The following is a 19,264-nucleotide window of genomic DNA, read 5'->3' as shown; positions in this document are numbered from 1 at the left end:
GCAGGGCCGTACCCCGAAAGGCTTGGAGTCATCTTGTATGGCGGGTCCGGGCGCGACTTGCATAAGCTTACTATACCGGCCGCGAACGCTACGCGAATTGATGCGCGTCAAGGGTTTGCAGTTCGTGAACCGGCCCCAGGCGGTTTCAGGGCGGGCTTGCGGTAAATCAAAGTGGTCCTGCGGCGCGTGGGATAGCAGGAAACCCGTTCGCATCGAAACACAGGGTTGATATTGCCAATGGCACGCCTCCTTCTGGCGCTAGTCTTCGTTTCTCTCGCGGCGACAGCCAAAGCGGAAACGATCGAAATCACACCTCGCACCGTGACGGAGTGGAAACTTGTCTATGGACAGGTCGAAACCCGCGATCGTGTCCCGGCGCGTGCGCGCATCGGCGGCACGATCATCGAACTCGACGTCACCGAGGGCGACGATGTCGCCTCGGGGGGGCGGGTTGCCGTCATCGAGGACACCAAGCTGAATTTCCAGATCGACGCGCTCGACGCGCGTCTCGAAGCCTTGGCGTCCCGCCTCGAAACGGCTCGCTCGGAACTTGCGAGGGGAGAGCAACTGATCGAGCGCGGCGTGATCACCAGCCAGCGGTTCGAGGAGTTGCAGACCACGGTCAGTGTCATCGAAGGCGAGATCTCCGGGCTTGAAGCCGAGCGTCTCGTCGTCGAGCGGCAGATCGAGGAGGGAACTGTCCTGTCGCCTGAAAGCGGGATCGTGCTTTCGGTCCCGGTGTCCGTCGGTTCCGTGGTCGGACCGGGTGAGGCGATTGCGGTGATCGGCGGCGGCGGTGTCTACCTGCGCCTGGCTGTTCCCGAGCGGCACGCCACCGACCTGTCGGAAGGCGATGTCATCGAAATAGGCGCTGCCGGAGAAGTCCGGCAAGGCACGCTTGCCAAGCTCTATCCGCAAATCGAAGGTGGGCGCGTGCAGGCAGATGTCGAGGTTGAGGGGCTGAACCCGAATTTCATCGGGCGCCGCGTGCCTGTGCGCCTGCCGGTGGGCGAGCGGCAGGCCATTCTCTTGCCCGATGACGCTCTTTCGCGGCATGGGGGCCTGGATTTCGTGACTGTCGAGGCAGGCGGCGCGCGTGTCGAGCGCGTGGTGGTGCCTGGTGGCTTGGTCCGTCTCGAGGGCGAAGCATGGCGCGAAATCCTCACCGGACTCAGCGTCGGCGATCAGGTGGTTGTCGGCAATGAGTGACACTCAACACGAAGCATCCGAGAACCTCGGAATCGCGGGACGGCTGACGCGGGCCTTCCTTACGTCACCCCTGACACCGCTGATACTGCTGGCTTCGCTTGCCGTGGGCCTGATCGCGCTGGCAAGCCTGCCGCGCGAGGAAGAGCCGCAGATCACCGTTCCGTTGGTCGATATCCATGTCCAGGCGCACGGGCTCCGCGCGGAGGATGCCGCCAAGCTGGTAACCGAACCGCTTGAGACCACCGTCAAGGGCATTGACGAGGTCGAGCACGTCTACTCCGACACGCGCGACGACTCCGTCATGGTCACGGCTCGTTTCCAGGTCGGCGTTTCCGCCGACACCGCCATCCTTCGGGTGCGCGACAAGATCCTCGCGAATATCGACCGGATTCCGGTCGGTATTCCCGAGCCGCTGGTCGTCGGACGCGGCATCAACGATGTTGCGATCGTCGCTCTCACGTTCAGTCCCGCCGAAGACCATCCCGACATTGCCGCCGCCGATCTGACGCGCATCGTCCGCGAGGTCGAGGTGCGCCTGGCCAGGATCGAAAACGTGGGTCTCACGTATATCATCGGGGAAGAAACCGAGGCACTTCGCATTGCTCCCGACCCCGAGCGTCTGGCACTTTACGGCATCACGCTCCAGCAACTGGCCGGCAAGGTCCGTGGCGCGAACAGCGCCGCACCCGTCGGAGACCTGCGACAGGACGGCCAGCAGGTCGCCCTCGTCATCGGCGAAACGCTCAACACGCCCGAGGACATCGGCAACCTTGAACTGACGGCCCGCGATGGCCGGACGGTCTATGTACGCGATGTCGCCGATGTCGGCTTTGTCTCGGGCATGGACGAACGCCACGTCGCCACCCTTCATCGTGGCGAAAACGGCACCATCGTCCGACATCCTGCCGTCACGCTTGCAATCGCGAAAAGGGCCGGAGCGAATGCCGTTCTCGTGGCCGAGGAGATCCTTCACAAGGTCCACGAGATGGAGGGCCAGATCATTCCCGGAAGCGTCGAGGTCGAGGTGACACGCGACTATGGCGAGACCGCGGACGAGAAGGCGAACGAGCTTCTGTTCCATCTCGCGCTTGCAACCGTTTCAATCGTCGTGCTGGTGCTTGTCGCCATCGGATGGCGCGAAGCGCTCGTGGTCGCCATCGTCATCCCGGTGACGATCCTGCTGACGCTCTTCGCGGCCTGGATCATGGGGTACACGCTGAACCGCGTTTCGCTGTTCGCGCTGATTTTCTCCATCGGTATCCTCGTCGACGACGCCATCGTGGTGATCGAGAACATTGCCCGCCACTGGGGGATGAAGAAGGAGGGCGAAAGCCGGTTCTCCGCGGCGGTCACGGCCGTGGCCGAGGTGGGCAATCCCACGATCGTGGCGACGCTGACCGTCGTGGTCGCGCTTCTGCCGATGCTCTTCGTTTCGGGCTTGATGGGTCCCTACATGAGCCCGATCCCTGCGAATGCGTCGGCAGCGATGATTTTCTCCTTCTTCGTCGCGGTCATGATCACACCGTGGCTGATGCTCAAGATCGCCGGGCGCGCCTCTGCGCACCATGACGAGGGCGAGGGCAGCTTCCCCGGTGGACGGCTGGGACGGCTCTATGCCGCGGTCGCGCGGCCGATCCTTGCCGGCAAGGGAAGCAGCCTCGTCTTCCTGCTTGTGGTCGCAGCCCTGTCCTTCGGTTCGCTGGCGATGCTCTACACGAAGGATGTAACGGTCAAACTCCTGCCTTTCGACAACAAGTCGGAACTCTCGATCGTCATCGATCTTCCGGAGGGATTTTCGGTCGAGGACACCGACGCAATCGCGCAGCAGGCTGCGCGCATCGCGATGGAACTGCCCGAGGTCCACTCGGCGCAGACGCATGCAGGGACCGCATCGGCTTTCAACTTCAATGGGCTCGTTCGCCACTACTTCCTGCGCCAGAATCCCGAGATGGGCGATGTACAGCTGAACCTCGAAGCCAAACATCATCGCGAAAGAACCAGCCACGAGATCGCACTTGATCTGAGGGCCAGGCTTGCCGTGCTCGACTTGCCCGAGGGGACGGTCCTCAAGGTCGTCGAGCCGCCGCCGGGGCCGCCGGTCATCTCGACGCTCCTCGCCGAGATCTATGGTCCTGACGCCGAGACCCGCCGGGATGTGGCCGCCAAGGTTCGCACTGCGTTCGACGACGTGCCCTTCATCGTCGACGTCGACGATAGCTATGGTGTCCGTCCGCCCAGGTTGAGGGCGCGGCTCCAGCCATCCGACCTTGATTTCTACCGCGTGCAAGAAGCCGATGTGTTGCAAACCTTGCAGCTTCTGAATGGCTCCGTCACCGTGGGTTATTCCCATCGGGGCGAGGGGCGACACCCCATCCCGATCGTGATGTCCCGCGACAAGACACAGCGCGTCATGGACGCAACGGCTCTCTCCACACCCGTGCCTGCAAACGCCCTGCCGGGTGGGCGCGGCGTGGTCGAACTCGGCGACCTCGTCGAGATCATCGAAGAAAGCGCGTCCTACCCGATATTCCGGCACAACGGCTATGACGTGATCATGGTGACGGGCGAACTGGCCGGAGCCTTCGAAGCGCCTCTCTACGGGATGGTCGAAGTGGCTGAGCGGCTGGACGGCATGAGCTGGCCCGAGGGCGTCAAGCCCGAAATCCGGCTGAACGGTCAGCCAGAGTCGACAGAAACACCGGTTCTACTCTGGGACGGCGAGTGGGAAGTCACCTGGGTCACGTTCCGCGACATGGGAGCGGCCTTCGCCGTGGCGCTTCTTGGAATCTACATCCTTGTCGTGGCACAGTTCGGAAGCTTCCGGCTGCCGCTTGTGGTGCTGACGCCGGTTCCGCTGACGTTTCTCGGAATCATGATTGGGCATTGGCTGTTCGACGCGCCATTCTCGGCCACCTCGATGATCGGTTTCATCGCACTTGCGGGCATCATCGTCCGGAACTCGATCCTGCTGGTTGACTTCATCCGCCACGCCGATCCCGGCAATGCGGTGACCACCGAGATACTGATCGAGGCCGGCGCCACACGGTTCAAACCGATTCTTCTGACGGCGCTCGCTGCAATGATCGGAGCGGCCGTGATCCTGGTGGACCCGATCTTCCAGGGGCTCGCCATATCTCTGCTTTTCGGTCTTCTGTCTTCGACCACCCTGACCGTTCTGGTGATTCCGGCGATCTACCGGATCGCCAAGACTTAGGTCAAAAATGCCCGCCTTATAACGGTACCGTCCGATCCTTGCGGCAAGCATCGGACGGCATCGGCTGGAGCTTGGGAGGCGCGCCGTTGCCGATTGCGGAATGGGCCATGCTCGGCCTTAGTCCTTGACGCGTGTAAACACAAATTCCTAACGTGGGCAAAAAAATTTGCGTGGCAAATTTTTTATGACCATCTTCGTCGAAACGAGATGGTGCCAACTGCCTGACGGTGTTGTGTGCAGTCCAAAGTGTTGAGGAAATCGAAGATGCAAGAAAAAAAGATACGCAACATGGAGGAGTTCGCGGCAGCGGTCGGTGTCTCGAGGCCGACGGTGTCGAAGTACTTCAATGATCCCGGCAGCGTGAAGACCTCGACGCGCGCCCGGATCGAGGATGCGCTCGAAAAGTACGACTATCGCCCGAACATCTTCGCGATGAACCAGAACCGCCGGCTCACGAAAAACGTCGGTGTTGTGGTCCCTTACCTGGCGGACCCGACCTTTGGCGAAATCGCCCGGACTCTGGAGCGTCGCTGCATCGAGGCTGGTTTTCGGGTTTCGCTGTTCAGCGCCCATGGTGAACAAAAGCTCGAAAACGAGATACTGGACAACCTGCGGTCCCTGAAACCCGCCGGTGTACTGCTTTCCCCACTCGGACGCCTTTCCGATCGTGATCAGCTGAAGCGCTTCTGCAATGATGTGCCTACGGTAATTTTTGATAGAAATATCAGGAATATAGGGGAGGCGTTCGTTGGTTCGGACAACAGAAGCTTCGTGTCCCAAAGCGTCGAATACCTGACACGTTCCGGGGAGCCTCCCTGCTTTTTCGAGATGCGCAACCCGACCAATCCGAACTCGCTTGCGCGGCGCAGGAACTATGTCGAGACGATGGAGACGCTTGGACTCGAGCCAATGATCGTGCAGGTCGACGGCGAGGGCTGGAACCTTGAAGAGATCGGTTACGAAGGTGGAATGCGCGCACTGAAGGAGCGGTCGCTTCCAAGCGAAACGATTCTCTGCAGTAACGACCGACTTGCGATCGGATTCCTCGCCGCCTGCTATGAGCGCGGGCTGCGAGTCGGGCGGGGCAGCGGCACTGCCATGCGAGTCGCCGGACACGACGATCATCCGTTCTCGCGCTTTACCAGCCCCTCGCTCACAACCGTGGGCCATGACTACGAAACGGTTTCGGATCTTGCGGTTGAGACATTGCTCAGGCTCATCGACGAAGAGGGACGCTTTGAAAACAGGACCGAGTCACTCGTTCCCGCGCGTCTTGTTCTTCGCATGTCCGCCTAGCAAAAAGTATCCGCGCGTAAAAAAATATATTGACTGGCGCGCTGGTTTCCTGTTCTTTGCGGCATGCACTTCACTAGGGAGGATTGAGATGCAATTCACCAAGACGGCATTTGCCGCTTCCGTTCTTGCGCTTATGGCAGGCGGAGCTTTTGCCGAAACCATCACCATTGCTACCGTCAACAACGGCGACATGATCCGTATGCAGGGCTACACGGATGATTTCACCGCCAAGACCGGTCACACCGTCGAGTGGGTTACCCTGGAAGAGAACGTTCTCCGTCAGCGCGTCACCACCGACATCACGACCAAGGGCGGTCAGTTCGACATCATGACCATCGGCATGTACGAAACCCCGATCTGGGGTGCCAACGGCTGGCTGGTTCCGCTGGACGGCCTCTCGGCCGAGTACGATGTCGACGACATCCTGCCCGCGATGCGCGGCGGCCTGAGCCACGACGGCACGCTCTACGCAGCTCCGTTCTACGGCGAGTCGTCCATGGTCATGTACCGCACCGACCTTATGGAAAAGGCCGGTTTGGAAATGCCTGCTGCCCCGACTTGGGAATTCATCCGTGAAGCCGCGGCTGCGATGGATGATCCAGCGAATGACATCAACGGCGTCTGTCTGCGTGGCAAGGCCGGCTGGGGTGAGGGTGGCGCTTTCATCACGGTCACTGCCAATTCGTTCGGTGCGCGTTGGTTCGACGAGGAGTGGAATGCTCAGTTCGATCAACCCGAGTGGAAAGAAGCGCTGACCTTCTTCGTCAACCTCATGAACGACTACGGCCCGCAGGGCTATGCTACCAACGGTTTCAACGAAAACCTGTCGCTGTTCCAGCAGGGCAAGTGCGGCATGTGGATCGACGCCACGGTTGCAGCGTCCTTCGTGACCAATCCGAACGACTCGACCGTTGCCGACAGCGTCGGCTTCGCTCTGGCGCCGGACAATGGTCTCGGCAAGCGCTCGAACTGGCTCTGGGCATGGGCTCTGGCCATCCCGGCCGGTACTGCAAAAGCTGATGCCGCGAAGCAGTTCATTGAGTGGGCGACGTCGAAGGATTACATCGAGCTCGTCGCCGCGAAGGAAGGCTGGGCGAACGTTCCGCCGGGTGCGCGTACTTCGCTGTACGAAACGCCAGAGTACCAGGAAGTTCCGTTCGCGAAAATGACGCTCGATTCAATTAACGCGGCCGATCCTACGAACCCGACCGTTAAGCCGGTTCCCTACGTTGGTATTCAGTTCGTCGCTATCCCGGAGTTTGCCGGCATCGCGACGGAAGTCAGCCAGGAGTTCTCGGCAGTCTACGCTGGTCAGCAGTCGGTAGACGAGGCGCTCGCCAAAGCGCAGGCGATCACCAACGACGCCATGGAAGCGGCGGGCTACCGCTAAGGCTTCCTCCCAGGACCGGAGGGCGGCGCAATCTGTCGCCCTCCGGCTCTTAAAATGCGTACAGTCCAAGTAAAGTCGGTATGAACCGGGCCATTGTGCCCGATGTCAGAGGATTTGCGTCATGGCGACCCAACATTCCCGATCCGCAGCCCGGTTGATGATGGCCCCAGCGGTTATCCTGCTCCTCGGCTGGATGCTGGTCCCCCTCACAATGACACTCTGGTTTTCGTTCCGGCGCTTCATGCCGAACCGACCGGACATCGAGCCAGGCTGGGTTGGCTTCGAAAACTACGTACGGTTCGTGTCATCCAGTTCGTTCTGGCCAAGTGTTCAGACGACCCTGGTCATTGTCGGTGGCGTGCTGTTCATCACCATCGTTCTCGGTGTCCTGCTTGCGATGCTGCTCGATCAGCCGATGTGGGGCCAGGGCGTTGTCCGTATCCTCGTCATCGCACCGTTCTTTGTCATGCCGACCGTGTCGGCGCTGGTCTGGAAGAATATCTTCATGGACCCGATCAACGGTCTTTTCGCACATCTCTGGCGCGCGTTCGGCGCAGAGCCGGTCGTGTGGTTGAGCGACGTGCCAATCCTGTCGATCATCATGATCGTCTCCTGGCAGTGGCTCCCATTTGCGACCCTGATCCTCCTGACCGCCATTCAGTCGCTCGACAGCGAGCAGTTGGAAGCGGCCGAGATGGATGGCGCGCCGATGCTGTCCCGCTTCGGATACATCATCCTGCCGCACCTCAGCCGGGCGATCACCATCGTGATCCTGATCCAGACGATCTTTCTGCTTTCGATCTTCGCGGAGATTTTCGTGACCACCGGTGGCGCGTTCGGCACCCGGACCCTGACGTACCTGATCTTCCAGCGCGTGCTGGAAAGCCAGAACGTGGGACTCGGATCTGCAGGCGGTGTCTATGCAATCATTCTCGCCAACATCGTTGCCATCTTCCTGATGCGCATCGTCGGCAAGAACCTGGACGCGTGAGGAGATAGAACCATGGCCCGCGCAGTCACGACACAACGCAAGACCATCAACACCATCGTCGCCTGGGGGATCGGCCTGCTGATCTTCTTCCCGATCCTCTGGACGATCCTGACCAGCTTCAAGACCGAAGCCCAGGCGATCAACGACCCGCCGCTGTTCCTGTTCTTCGACTGGACGCTGGAAAACTACGCAGTGGTGCAGGAGCGCTCGAACTACATGCGCTTCCTCTGGAACTCCGTGATCATCGCCGGCGGCTCCACGATCCTCGGTATCATCATCGCGGTGCCTGCGGCTTGGTCCATGGCCTTCGTTCCGTCGCATCGCACCAAGGACATTCTGCTCTGGATGCTGTCGACCAAGATGCTTCCCGCGGTGGGTGTTCTGTATCCGATCTATCTTCTTTTCATCAAACTCGGGCTGCTGGATAGCCGGACCGGCTTGGTGATCGTGATGATGCTGATCAACCTGCCGATCATCGTCTGGATGCTCTATACCTACTTCCGTGAAATTCCCGGCGAAATCCTTGAGGCCGCCCGGATGGACGGTGCGTCACTGAAGGAAGAGATCATTTACGTTCTCACACCGATGGCTATTCCCGGCATTGCATCGACTTTGCTCCTGAACTTCATCTTGGCCTGGAACGAAGCTTTCTGGACGCTGAATCTGACGGCTGCGAAGGCAGCCCCGTTGACAGCCTTCATCGCAAGCTACTCAAGCCCGGAAGGTCTTTTCTACGCCAAGCTCAGCGCGGCTTCGACAATGGCGATTGCGCCGGTACTTATCCTTGGCTGGTTCAGCCAGAAACAATTGGTCCGCGGCCTGACCTTCGGCGCGGTTAAGTGAGGGGAACGACATGGGACGCATCGTACTCGAAAAAGTGAAGAAGAGTTTCGGCGAAGTCACCGTCATTCCGCCGCTCGATCTGGAGATCAACGATGGCGAGTTCGTCGTGTTCGTCGGACCCTCGGGTTGCGGCAAGTCGACGTTGCTTCGGCTGATTGCTGGTCTGGAAGACGTCTCCGAGGGCACGATCCGGATCGACGGTCAGGATGCCACGGAAGTGCCGCCCGCGAAGCGCGGTCTCGCCATGGTGTTCCAGTCATATGCGCTCTATCCGCATATGAGCGTACGCAAGAACATCGCGTTCCCACTGCGCATGGCCAAGCTGGATCAGGCGGAAATCGACAAGCGCGTCAACAACGCTGCTTCGGTTCTGAACCTGTCGGACTATCTCGACCGGCGCCCGGGCCAACTGTCGGGCGGTCAGCGTCAGCGTGTCGCCATCGGTCGCGCAATTGTTCGTGAACCAGCCGCGTTCCTGTTCGACGAACCGCTGTCGAACCTCGATGCCGCCCTCCGGGTGGGTATGCGGCTTGAGATCAGCGAACTGCACAAGCGTCTGAAAACCACTATGATTTACGTGACACACGATCAGGTAGAAGCCATGACAATGGCCGACAAGATCGTTGTTCTCCGGGCGGGCCATATCGAGCAGGTAGGTTCTCCGCTGGAACTGTACCGTGAGCCGCGCAACCTGTTTGTTGCAGGCTTCATCGGATCACCCAAGATGAACTTCATCGAGGGTGCCGAAGCTCAGAAGCATGGGGCGCATACCCTGGGCATCCGTCCCGAGCACATCGACGTCGTTACCGAAGGCGGCATGTGGCAGGGAACGGTCGGCGTTGCCGAACACCTGGGGTCCGACACCTTCTTCCATATCAACGATACGGGATTGGGCACCACGCTTACTGTGCGCGCGCCGGGCGAAGTCAACTTCACCCATGGCGATCGCATTCAGCTCAGCCCGCGGGAAGATCAGTTTCAGCGGTTCGACAAGCAGGGCCTGCGCATCGCATGAAACGGCTTGACGGCAAGACCGCGCTGATCACCGGCGCGGCCAGGGGCATCGGGCTGTCTTTCGCACAGGCTTACGTGCGCGAAGGAGCCCGTGTCGCAATTGCCGACATCAACATCGAGCGTGCGCGTCAAGCGGCGACGACCATCGGCGAAGCCGCCGTCGCGGTCGAAATGGACGTGACGAGCCAGGACAGCATCGACGCGGCCGTGGCTGAAACCGTTGCCACGCATGGGCACATAGACATCCTGATCAACAACGCGGCGCTTTTCACGGCGGCCCCCATCGTTGAAATCACCCGCCAGGATTACTCACGTGTCTTTGACATCAACGTAGCTGGCACACTGTTCACACTTCAGGCCGTGGCCAGGCACATGATCGAGCGTGACAAGGGCGGGAAGATCATCAATATGGCCAGCCAGGCGGGCCGGCGCGGCGAGGCTCTCGTGGCTGTTTATTGCGCAACAAAAGCTGCGGTCATCAGCCTGACCCAATCTGCCGGTCTCGATCTGATCAAGCACGGGATCAACGTCAATGCGATCGCGCCTGGCGTCGTCGATGGGGAACATTGGGACGGGGTCGATGCCTTTTTCGCCAAGTACGAAAACAAGGCGCCGGGCCAGAAGAAAAGGGAAGTCGGCGAGAGCGTCCCATTTGGCCGCATGGGCACTGCCGAGGATCTGACCGGGATGGCGATTTTTCTGGCCAGTGACGAGGCCGATTACATCGTCGCTCAAACCTACAATGTCGACGGCGGGAACTGGATGAGTTGATGAAACTGTCGAACGCAACCCTTGATCAGATACCGGAAGGTATCAGCGCACCGACATATGATCGCGGACAACTGTCGGCAGGAATCGTGCATATCGGACTCGGTAATTTCCACCGGGCCCACCAATCCTGGTATCTGCACCGTTTGATGCAGCAGGGGCTTGCGCTGGACTGGGCCATAATCGGTGCCGGTGTCCGACAGTTCGACGCTGCCCAGCGGGAAAGACTCCTGGCTCAGGACTGCCTCACAACTCTTATCGAGCTTGATCCTTCCGGCACCTCCGCCGAGATCGTCGGCTCCATGATCGACTATCTCCCGATCGAGGAGGCCAATGGTTCGCTGATCGCGAAAATGGCTGAGCCGGAAATCCGCATCGTTGCCCTGACCGTGACCGAGGGCGGGTACTATATCGACCCTGTGACCAAAGGCTTCGACGCCGCTCACCCCGACATCCAGCACGACGCCGCCAACCCCGATCGGCCTCGCACGGCCTTCGGTGCCATGGTTGCGGCTCTGAAGCTGCGGCGGGAACGCGGTATCGGCCCCTTCACCGGACAAAGCTGCGACAACCTGCAAGGCAACGGCGCGATCCTCCGCCAGACCGTCGTATCGCTTGCCAAGCTAAGCGACCCCGACCTCGCTTCTTGGATCGATCAGAACTGCAGTTTCCCCAATTCGATGGTCGATTGCATTGTGCCGGCCACCGGTCCCAAGGAACTGGAATTGGTGCGGACCTTCGGCATCGAGGATGATGCGCCGGTCACTCACGAAAACTATCGCCAATGGGTGATCGAGGACGATTTCTGCGCGGGTCGGCCTGACTGGAACCTCTCGGGCGCGATCTTCTCGGACCGGGTGCACGATTTCGAAGCGATGAAGATCCGGATCCTGAATGGTGGCCATCAGGTCATTGCAAATCCGGGTGAAGTGCTCTCTGTCGAAACGATTTCGGAATGCATTCTCCATCCTTTGATCAATGGCCTTTTCCGCAAGGTGGAGCGCGAGGAGATCGCCCCTCACGTCACGCCTGTGCCAGGGATGACGCCGGAAGCCTACATCGATCTGATCGAGAAGCGCTTTTCCAACCCTGCCATTATCGATACGACGCGTCGCGTGGCGTTTGATGGTTCATCACGCCACACGGGTTTCATCCTGCCTATCGTGCGCGATGGGCTCGCGGCGAACAAACCTGTCGAAGGTCTCGCTCTGGTCGAGGCGGCTTGGGCTCGCATGTGCGAGGGTACCCGCGAGGATGGCACGCAGATCGCGCCGAACGACCCTTTCTGGGACGAACGCACGGCGGCTGCGAAGGCGGCGCGCGCGCGGCCGGCCGCATGGCTGGAGCAGAGCCAGATCTACGGAGATCTTGCCGACAACCCGCGCTTCTCCCAAGCCTTCGAAAAATGGCTGCGGATGATCTGGGATGAAGGTCTGGAAGCAGCGTTGAAGGCCTACGCTGCGGATTGATCGTCCATGATGCCTGCGCTCCTGGCGTTAAAAGAAGGGATGCCAGAATTCCTCATCAGGGCGCTTGTTGAACCGTCACCATATCGAAAACGGCTCCTGTGGCCAAAGGAAGTCACGTGCAAGGTGGTTTGATCCCGTTCGCGGCCAAAACGATCCGCGAAAAATTCAGAGCGGGAAGCCGCCTCGTCGTAGCTGTCGGCGGTCCTCCGGCCTCAGGGAAAACCGCTTTTTCAGAGGCGCTCGTCAAATCCCTGAACGACAATCCCGAGAAGCCGATCCAGTCTTGCTTGGTGTCCATTGACGGGTTCCGGCTGGACACTTCACAGTTCGAAAGCCTTGGCATTCTGCCTCACTGGGGCGCTAAGCGCTCCTTCGACTTCGATGGCATCCGAAACCTGCTGGAAGGTATCCGGGTCTCCCGTAGTCCTGTCTTCTACCCCGTTTACGATCGTACGAAAGAGCGTGCGGTGCCCGGGGCAGGGGTAGTGTCGCCGGAAACGGACATTGTGATCGTCAAGGGCAACTACCTCTTGCTGGACGACCAACCTTGGATCGAATTGGAAACCCTTTTCGATCTGGAGTTCTTCCTCGATACACCCATGCCTAGGTGTTTGATCCCATGGTTTGATGGTGCGATCCATTCGGTGGAATGGAAGGACGCCTTATGGGACAGGTACGTCATGGCTGCGCCACGACCACGCACGCCATCAGAGCAGCAATACAGCGATCGCAAGCTTCGAACGCGGAGTTGAGCCGGGAGCTCGGGATCAATCCGAAGACAGTCGCAAAGTGGCGGAAGCGGCAGTCGGTCGAGGATCGCAAGACCGGACCGAGGGAGCCACGCTCGAGCGTTCTCAGCGAGGAAGACGAGGCCGTCATTGTCGCCTTCCGTCGCCATACGCTACTGCCGCTGGACGATTGCCTCTACGCTTTGCAGCCGACAATTCCGCACCTCACGCGGTCTTCCTTGCATCGCTGTCTACAGCGACATGGCATCTCGCGGCTGCCGGATATGGACGGCGACAAGCCCAAGAGGCAGAAGTTCAAGCGCTACCCGATCGGCTTCTTTCACATCGACATCGCCGAGTTGCGGACAGCCGAAGGCAAGCTCTATCTCTTCGTGGCCATTGACCGAACGAGCAAGTTCGCCGTTGCGCAACTGGTCGAGAAGGCAGACAGGAAGACGGCTTGGGAGTTCCTGGAGCTTCTCCTAGACGCCGTCCCCTACCGTATCCACACGATCCTGACCGACAACGGCATCCAGTTTGCCGAACAGCCGCGAAACCGGAACACGATCATCTCTCGGCCAATGCGGTTCGACATGATCTGCGAGGCGAACGGGATCGAGCATCGGCTGACCAAGCCGAACCATCCGTGGACCAATGGCCAGGTCGAGCGGATGAACCGCACGATTAAGGACGCGACCGTCAAAAGGTACCACTACGACAGCCACGAACAACTACGCAGCCACCTCCCGGATTTCCTCGATGCCTACAACTTCGCGCGCCGTCTCAAGACCCTCAGCGGTCTCACACCATACGAGTACATCTGCAAAATCTGGACTTCAGAGCCGGATCGATTCATCCTCGACCCGATCCACCAGATGCCGGGACTGAACACCTAGGATCGAGAGGCGTCTGATCGAACGCTGGTGGGTTCGCGAAAAGTGCCCGATCGCGGCTTCGAGGCATGCTCTATCTGGCGATATCCCGAACGCAGAGTTGATACTGGGCAGAATCCGCCGCTCCTCCAATTTGGTCTTCCTGCCGGCGGAATAGCTCTATCGCCCCGGCATGCCCTTTGGCCCCATGAGCCGCTTCTGCGCTGCTATTCTGAAGGGAGCGTTAGGCGCGCCATATCCGTCATATCCCCCGACTCTCTGAACGACCTCGAAGAAAAGGCCCCCGGCGAAGGGCGGGCTGTAGAACTGGTAGAATCCGCCATTCGCATCTTCATCGTACAGGATATTGAGCGATTGCATCTCCGCCAGCGTCTCGGGCTCCAGCGAAAACCTTGCGCGCAGATCGGCATAGTAGTTTCCGGGCATATCCAGTGCCGCGAACCCAAGCTTGGCCATCGTGCGCGCTGTGAGGAAGATGTCGTCCGTCGCGAAGGCAACGTGCTGCACGGCGCCGCCGAAACTGTCGGCCAGAAAACGTCCTGCCAGCGTGCGATGCGTCTCCGCTCCGTTGAGCGTGATCCTGACAGAGCTGTCCGCCGTGCGCAGCGCCTGGCTCCGCACCAGCCCGTCTGGATCGATTACATCGACCATCGGTGCGCGCGACATCTCGAAGAGGGATGTATAGAACAGCGACCAACTCAACATCTCGTCGTAGTTCATGGTTTCCGCGACATGATCGATGCGGACAAGACCCGTGTCTTGGTTCGGAGCATCTTCTTTCGCGCGGAACTCTACCGACCAGACATCGTCCAGCCCGCTCACGCCATCGATGAAATGCAGAAGGCTTCCACCGATGCTTCGGATCGCGGGAATCTCCAGTTCTCCGGGACCGACCGGCTGGTTGAACGGCTTCGCTCCCAAGGCAAGCGCACGCCTGACGGTGGCTTCGGCGCTGTCGACTCGCAAGCCGACATCGCAAATCGAAGTGCCGTGCATTGCATAGGAAGAACTGGCGAAGCCCGAAGTCTCGGTATTCAGGATGATCCGGATATCGCCCTGCTGCCAAAGCGCGACGTTTTTTGAGATATGGTCGCCGATATGAGAGAAGCCCATAGTTTTCAGCAGGTTGACAAGCGCCTTCCCATCCTCAAGCCGAGTTGCGAACTCGATGAATTCAACCCATTCGGCCATGATGCGCTTGGGCAGGTCCGGCACCTCGATGCGAATATCCGGCTCTCTCCGGCGGACATCGTCCATCAATGCGACAAGCGATCTGTAGCCATCACGGGCCAGACCTTCCGGCCTGCCGCCCCGGAACTGATCGTTGAAGATCTCCAGGCTGATCGGGCCGTCATATCCCGTCGCGGCCACCGCCCGCATGAAGTCCGTCACCGCAAGGTCGCCCTCGCCGGGCATGTTCCGGAAATGGCGCGACCAGTACAGCAGATCCATCTCGATCAGCGGCGCGTCCGCAAGTTGGACAAAGAAGATCTTGTCCCCTGGAATGCGCCGGATCGTGTCCGGATCGATCTTGCGCGCAAGCGTATGAAAGCTGTCGACGATCAGTCCGATATTCGGGTGGTCGGCCCGTCGCACGATTTCCCACGCGTCACGGTGATCGTTGACGTGGCGCCCCCAGGCGAGCGCTTCATATCCAACCCGAAGACCGCGCTCCGCGGCGATCGCCCCAAGTTCGGCAAAGTCGTCGGCCGCGCGGTCGATCCCGCCGAGCGCCGCGGGGTGGACCGATGAACAGACGAGGATCAGGTCGGTTTCCAGTTCGGCCATCGTGTCGAACTTGTACCTGGCGCGATCGAAGGCTTTGTCCCGCAAGTCGCCGCTCAGTCCCTCGAAGTCGCGGAAAGGTTGGAAGAGCGTGATCTCCAGACCGCAGTCGCGGATCATCCGTCCGATGTCGCGCGGCGTGCCTTCCTCCGCGATGAAATCCTGTTCGAATATCTCGATTCCGTCAAAACCGGCCTTTGCGATCGCATCCAGTTTTTCGCGGAAATTTCCCGAGATCGATACCGTGGCGATGGATGTCTTCATGGAGCGTCTTCCTTCTCAGCCCCACGGATCGCGCATTGGCTTCTACGCTCGTTCCTAGGTTGCTCCAGACCAATCATACCCCGGCATAGTTCAGACGGCCAGCCAGAGAACTTCGATGGGCTCACTGGGGACGCTGGGAAGAAAAGGACGCGTTGTTCCTTCCGTCCGATGCTTGCCTACTGTTGCTCGCGCAAACAAGGTCGGCCGCTGTGAAGCGGCCAACCGGACGTCTCGGAAAAGCGCTTCGCGCCTTACGGAAATCAAGCCGCTTCGGGTTGGCGGATGGCACGTTCGACCAGTGTGCCAAGCATGGACGCATACGCGGTCTTCCCGAGATGCTGGATGGCCTTCGCGACCGCCTCGCCGCTGCTCCATCCGCGCCGGAACGCGGCCTCGTCCGGGGAGCCGAAAAGCTCTCCGCCTTTCTGCAGCCTCTGAACGGCCTGGCTGGCCTCCAGAAGCGCGTCATGTGTCCCTGCATCGTACCATTCGATCTCCGCGCCCAGACGCTCAACGGTCAGCGTGCCTTCGGCGAGGTAGGTTTCCAGTAGCGACACGATTTCCAGTTCACCGCGCTCGGATGGCCGCAACCCGTGCGCCCTGCGCGGCGCATCGCCGTCAAGGAAGTACAGGCCGGTGATGGCGCTGTTGGATGGCGGGTTGGTGGGCTTTTCGACAATCTGGGTCACTCGGTTTCCCGTGAACCCGGCCACCCCGTAGCGTTCGGGATCGCTGACCTCGCATGTGAATATCGTCCCTCCGCTGCAAGGCAGACTCCTCGCAATGAGGCGCTGCTGAAGCCCATGACCTAGGAAAAGATTGTCCCCGAGAACAAGCGCAGACGGATGCCCGTTAAGGAACTCTTCCGCCAGAATGTAGGCATGCGCGATGCCGTCTGCCGAAGGCTGCACGATCCATTCGAACTGCACGCCCCACTGACTGCCGTCCCGGAGCACTCTCTGGAAAAGCGCCTGATCCTCGGGTGTGGTGATGACGGCGATCTCGCGAATCCCGGCTTGCATCAACACGCTCAGGGAATAGTAGACCATCGGTTTGTCATAGACCGGGAGAAGCGGTTTGCTGACGCTGTAAGTCGCCGGTCTCAGACGCGTTCCCTTGCCGCCAGCAAGAATTATTCCTTTGCGATACATGGCTTCATTGTCCCGTTTTGATGTATGAGTAAGAGAAGAGTGAACTTGTACGCGTCTTAGTACGCACCTTTGCCGCCCACGACCGCGCGGAATGTGCGCAGCAGGATCATGGCATCGGTCATCACCGAAACGCGCCGGACATAGTCGAGGTCGAGAGCGATCATCTCGTCGAACCCGATGTCCGCACGGCCGGAGACCTGCCAGGGTCCCGTGATGCCGGGCAGGACATTGTGACGGCGGTGGGCATGCTCAGGAAATGCGGCGACCTCGTTGAGCAGCGCCGGGCGCGGCCCGACCAGCGACATGTCCCCCTTGAGCACGTTGATCAATTGCGGAAGTTCGTCGAGCGACCAGCGCCGCAGGATACGTCCCACCCGCGTGACCCGCGGATCGTCCTTGACCTTGACGCAAATGCCTTCCCGGTCGCTGAGTTTTTCGATCTCGGCCCGGCGCTGCTCCGCGTTCTGGTACATGGACCTGAACTTGATCATGCCGAAGGTGCGGCCGTCCCGGCCGACGCGGGTTTGCACGAAGAACACCGGCCCCGGTGACGTCATCGCAATCGAGGCACAGATCACGACGAAAGCTGGCCAGATCGCGAGAAGGATGAGCAAGGTTAGCAAGACGTCCAGGGAACGCTTCATGCCGGTAGCCGGAATTCGGACGCTGGCGTTCGTGGTGTCGACGGTCATGGACATGAGTTGGTCTCCAGGGATCACGTGAAATCAGGTGCGGACGGCCAGCCAGGGGTCGCTGGAAAGCGCATTCCGCATTGCGGCGACGCTTCCGTTGCGCGGCAGGCCATGAAGGCGGTCGATCTGGCCGAAAACATCGGCCTTCCTGTCGGATGGATTGAGCGCGAGAACTCCAACATCGGCATTCGACAGGATGAACTGGGCGGACAGGCGATCCTGAATGCTGCCTGCAGACACGATGACCACGTCGAAGGATTTCGAGATCTTTTCGACTGCGGCGCGTACCATCGGCGCGGAAACCGTGCGGTCATCCAGCAGTCCTTCAGTGCCTGCGGGAAGCTCCCAAAGCCCATCCGTGTCCGCGTCGCGCAACGGCTGTACGGTGGCGCCAGTCAAAAGATCCCGCCAGCCGGCCTGCGACGGATCGCTGGCGGGTTTTCCGATGTCCGCGTCAATGAACAGGGTTTTCATGCGCGCCCGGGCGAAACTCCGCGCCAAGGCACGTGCGAATTCCGTCGTCTCGCCGGGACGGGCGCGTGTGAGTGCAATGACAGGGGCGTTGCCCACAAGCCGGGGTTTCTTCAGACTCTGCAGCTGCAGCTCGTTGCGCAGCAGATCGGCCGCATGCGGGTCTGCCTCGTCGGCGTCGGACACCTGCTGCACTGGCAGGCGATTCTCAACGGGAACCAGGGTTTCGGCATAGCGGACTCTACGCTCGGAAAGTCCCAGCCCCAGTGCGAGGAACAGTGCAAGACCCGCTCCACCCATCATCCCGCCGGCCATCAGGAGCTTTCGCGTATCTTCGACAGGCTCCACGGGCAGAGATGGCGGAGACATCACGACGGCATAGCCCGGAAGTGCACGCCCGAATTCCAGCCGGATGACCTCCAGCGCGCGACGTGTCTCCTCGAGAAGCCCCTCGGCTTCTTCGATCTCGTTTTCGATACGGTCCAGCTCGATGCGTCTGCGGTTCAGATCCCGCGCTTCGCGGCGCGCTGTCTCAAGCTGCACGTTGACCTTGTCGAAGACCGATTTGATCTCGGCCAATGTCGTCTCGTCGCTGCCTTCGCTTGCATCGGTAAGCGCGCCAGTCTGGCCAAGGACACGGATCTGCTCCCTGCGGTCCGCCATCGCCTGCTCGATCACGGCGATTTCTTCCAGCTTTGACTGCTCTTTGCGCTGGAAGCGCAGGTTGTCGTGCCCGATGTAATCGGTGCGCATACCGGCGAGCTCGCTCATCAGCTTGGCACGCTCGAAATTCAGATCGGCCATCGCGCGATCCAACAGCGTCGCGCGCATGATTTCCTGGTCCGACGTATCCGCAGAAGACGTCCCGCTATTGGCTTCGAGCGTGGCAAGGGTAGCGGCGACCTCGGATTTCCGGGCAGCCAGCGCGTCGATCTGCGCGATCTTTTCTGTCCTTCCCCCCTAGAACTGGGCCATTACTTTGGCCGCGAGAGGGGGATTGGGCATGGCGAGGAAGCGACATTCAGACGAAGACATCTTGAAGCTGCTGCGTGAGATTGAGCTGAAGCTGACGGCTGGTGGTGATGT

General features: G+C 60.2%; 15 protein-coding genes. 11 read left to right on the top strand and 4 right to left on the bottom strand.

All coding sequences use genetic code 11. The annotated features are described in order from the left end of the window. Window positions 1-237: 237 nt before the first annotated feature. The 11 genes from ACKLNI_RS12340 to ACKLNI_RS12290 all read left to right on the top strand — a co-directional run bounded on the left by ACKLNI_RS12340 (window position 238) and on the right by ACKLNI_RS12290 (window position 13,818). Window positions 238-1,209, top strand: coding sequence for an efflux RND transporter periplasmic adaptor subunit (locus ACKLNI_RS12340; RefSeq protein WP_413719377.1), 972 nt, complete (start codon window positions 238-240; stop codon window positions 1,207-1,209). Next, complete coding sequence (locus ACKLNI_RS12335) at window positions 1,202-4,423, top strand: efflux RND transporter permease subunit (protein ID WP_413719376.1); 3,222 nt, start codon at window positions 1,202-1,204, stop codon at window positions 4,421-4,423. Before ACKLNI_RS12340 ends, ACKLNI_RS12335 begins: the two co-directional genes overlap by 8 nt. Window positions 4,424-4,687: 264 nt before the next feature. Continuing rightward, window positions 4,688-5,719 (top strand): LacI family DNA-binding transcriptional regulator, encoded by a 1,032-nt coding sequence (locus ACKLNI_RS12330; RefSeq protein ID WP_413719375.1) that lies wholly within the window; start codon window positions 4,688-4,690, stop codon window positions 5,717-5,719. An 88-nt stretch (window positions 5,720-5,807) separates the two neighbouring features. Continuing rightward, window positions 5,808-7,109, top strand: coding sequence for an ABC transporter substrate-binding protein (locus ACKLNI_RS12325; RefSeq protein ID WP_413719374.1), 1,302 nt, complete (start codon window positions 5,808-5,810; stop codon window positions 7,107-7,109). Window positions 7,110-7,230: 121 nt separating this feature from the next. Beyond that, window positions 7,231-8,100, top strand: a complete 870-nt coding sequence (locus ACKLNI_RS12320; protein WP_413719373.1) for a carbohydrate ABC transporter permease — start codon at window positions 7,231-7,233, stop codon at window positions 8,098-8,100. A 12-nt stretch (window positions 8,101-8,112) separates the two neighbouring features. After that, on the top strand, window positions 8,113-8,943 hold the full coding sequence (locus tag ACKLNI_RS12315; protein WP_413719372.1) for a carbohydrate ABC transporter permease: 831 nt from the start codon (window positions 8,113-8,115) through the stop codon (window positions 8,941-8,943). A gap of 10 nt (window positions 8,944-8,953) precedes the next feature. Next, the gene (locus ACKLNI_RS12310) at window positions 8,954-9,958 is read left to right on the top strand and encodes an ABC transporter ATP-binding protein (RefSeq protein ID WP_413719371.1); all 1,005 of its coding nucleotides are present in this window, start codon (window positions 8,954-8,956) and stop codon (window positions 9,956-9,958) included. Then, window positions 9,955-10,728, top strand: coding sequence for an L-iditol 2-dehydrogenase (locus ACKLNI_RS12305; protein ID WP_413719370.1), 774 nt, complete (start codon window positions 9,955-9,957; stop codon window positions 10,726-10,728). The genes ACKLNI_RS12310 and ACKLNI_RS12305 overlap by 4 nt, the downstream gene beginning before the upstream one ends. After that, complete coding sequence (locus ACKLNI_RS12300; RefSeq protein WP_413719369.1) at window positions 10,728-12,194, top strand: mannitol dehydrogenase family protein; 1,467 nt, start codon at window positions 10,728-10,730, stop codon at window positions 12,192-12,194. The genes ACKLNI_RS12305 and ACKLNI_RS12300 overlap by 1 nt, the downstream gene beginning before the upstream one ends. Window positions 12,195-12,292: 98 nt before the next feature. Further along, on the top strand, window positions 12,293-12,946 hold the full coding sequence (locus ACKLNI_RS12295; protein WP_413719368.1) for a nucleoside/nucleotide kinase family protein: 654 nt from the start codon (window positions 12,293-12,295) through the stop codon (window positions 12,944-12,946). After that, the gene (locus tag ACKLNI_RS12290) at window positions 12,859-13,818 is read left to right on the top strand and encodes an IS481 family transposase (protein ID WP_413719367.1); all 960 of its coding nucleotides are present in this window, start codon (window positions 12,859-12,861) and stop codon (window positions 13,816-13,818) included. The genes ACKLNI_RS12295 and ACKLNI_RS12290 overlap by 88 nt, the downstream gene beginning before the upstream one ends. Before the next feature lie 156 nt (window positions 13,819-13,974). On the opposite strand, the gene ACKLNI_RS12285 is transcribed toward ACKLNI_RS12290, so the two are convergent. The 4 genes from ACKLNI_RS12285 to ACKLNI_RS12270 form a co-directional block, all read right to left on the bottom strand. Further along, window positions 13,975-15,864 carry a bifunctional sugar phosphate isomerase/epimerase/4-hydroxyphenylpyruvate dioxygenase family protein gene (locus ACKLNI_RS12285; protein ID WP_413719366.1) on the bottom strand — a complete coding sequence of 630 codons (1,890 nt, stop codon included), beginning with the start codon at window positions 15,862-15,864 and terminating at the stop codon, window positions 13,975-13,977. A 260-nt stretch (window positions 15,865-16,124) separates the two neighbouring features. Continuing rightward, window positions 16,125-17,015 (bottom strand): sugar nucleotidyltransferase, encoded by an 891-nt coding sequence (locus ACKLNI_RS12280; protein WP_413719365.1) that lies wholly within the window; start codon window positions 17,013-17,015, stop codon window positions 16,125-16,127. A 56-nt stretch (window positions 17,016-17,071) separates the two neighbouring features. Further along, a complete protein-coding gene (locus tag ACKLNI_RS12275) occupies window positions 17,072-17,713 on the bottom strand; it encodes a sugar transferase (RefSeq protein ID WP_413719364.1) in 642 nt (213 codons plus the stop codon). 27 nt (window positions 17,714-17,740) lie between these two features. Further along, the gene (locus ACKLNI_RS12270) at window positions 17,741-19,009 is read right to left on the bottom strand and encodes a P-loop NTPase family protein (protein WP_413719363.1); all 1,269 of its coding nucleotides are present in this window, start codon (window positions 19,007-19,009) and stop codon (window positions 17,741-17,743) included. Between the last annotated feature and the right edge of the window lie 255 nt (window positions 19,010-19,264).

It is taken from the genome of Silicimonas lutimaris (assembly GCF_047314965.1).
GTDB lineage: Bacteria > Pseudomonadota > Alphaproteobacteria > Rhodobacterales > Rhodobacteraceae > JAVJUV01.
This window is presented reverse-complemented; position numbering and strand designations above follow the sequence as displayed.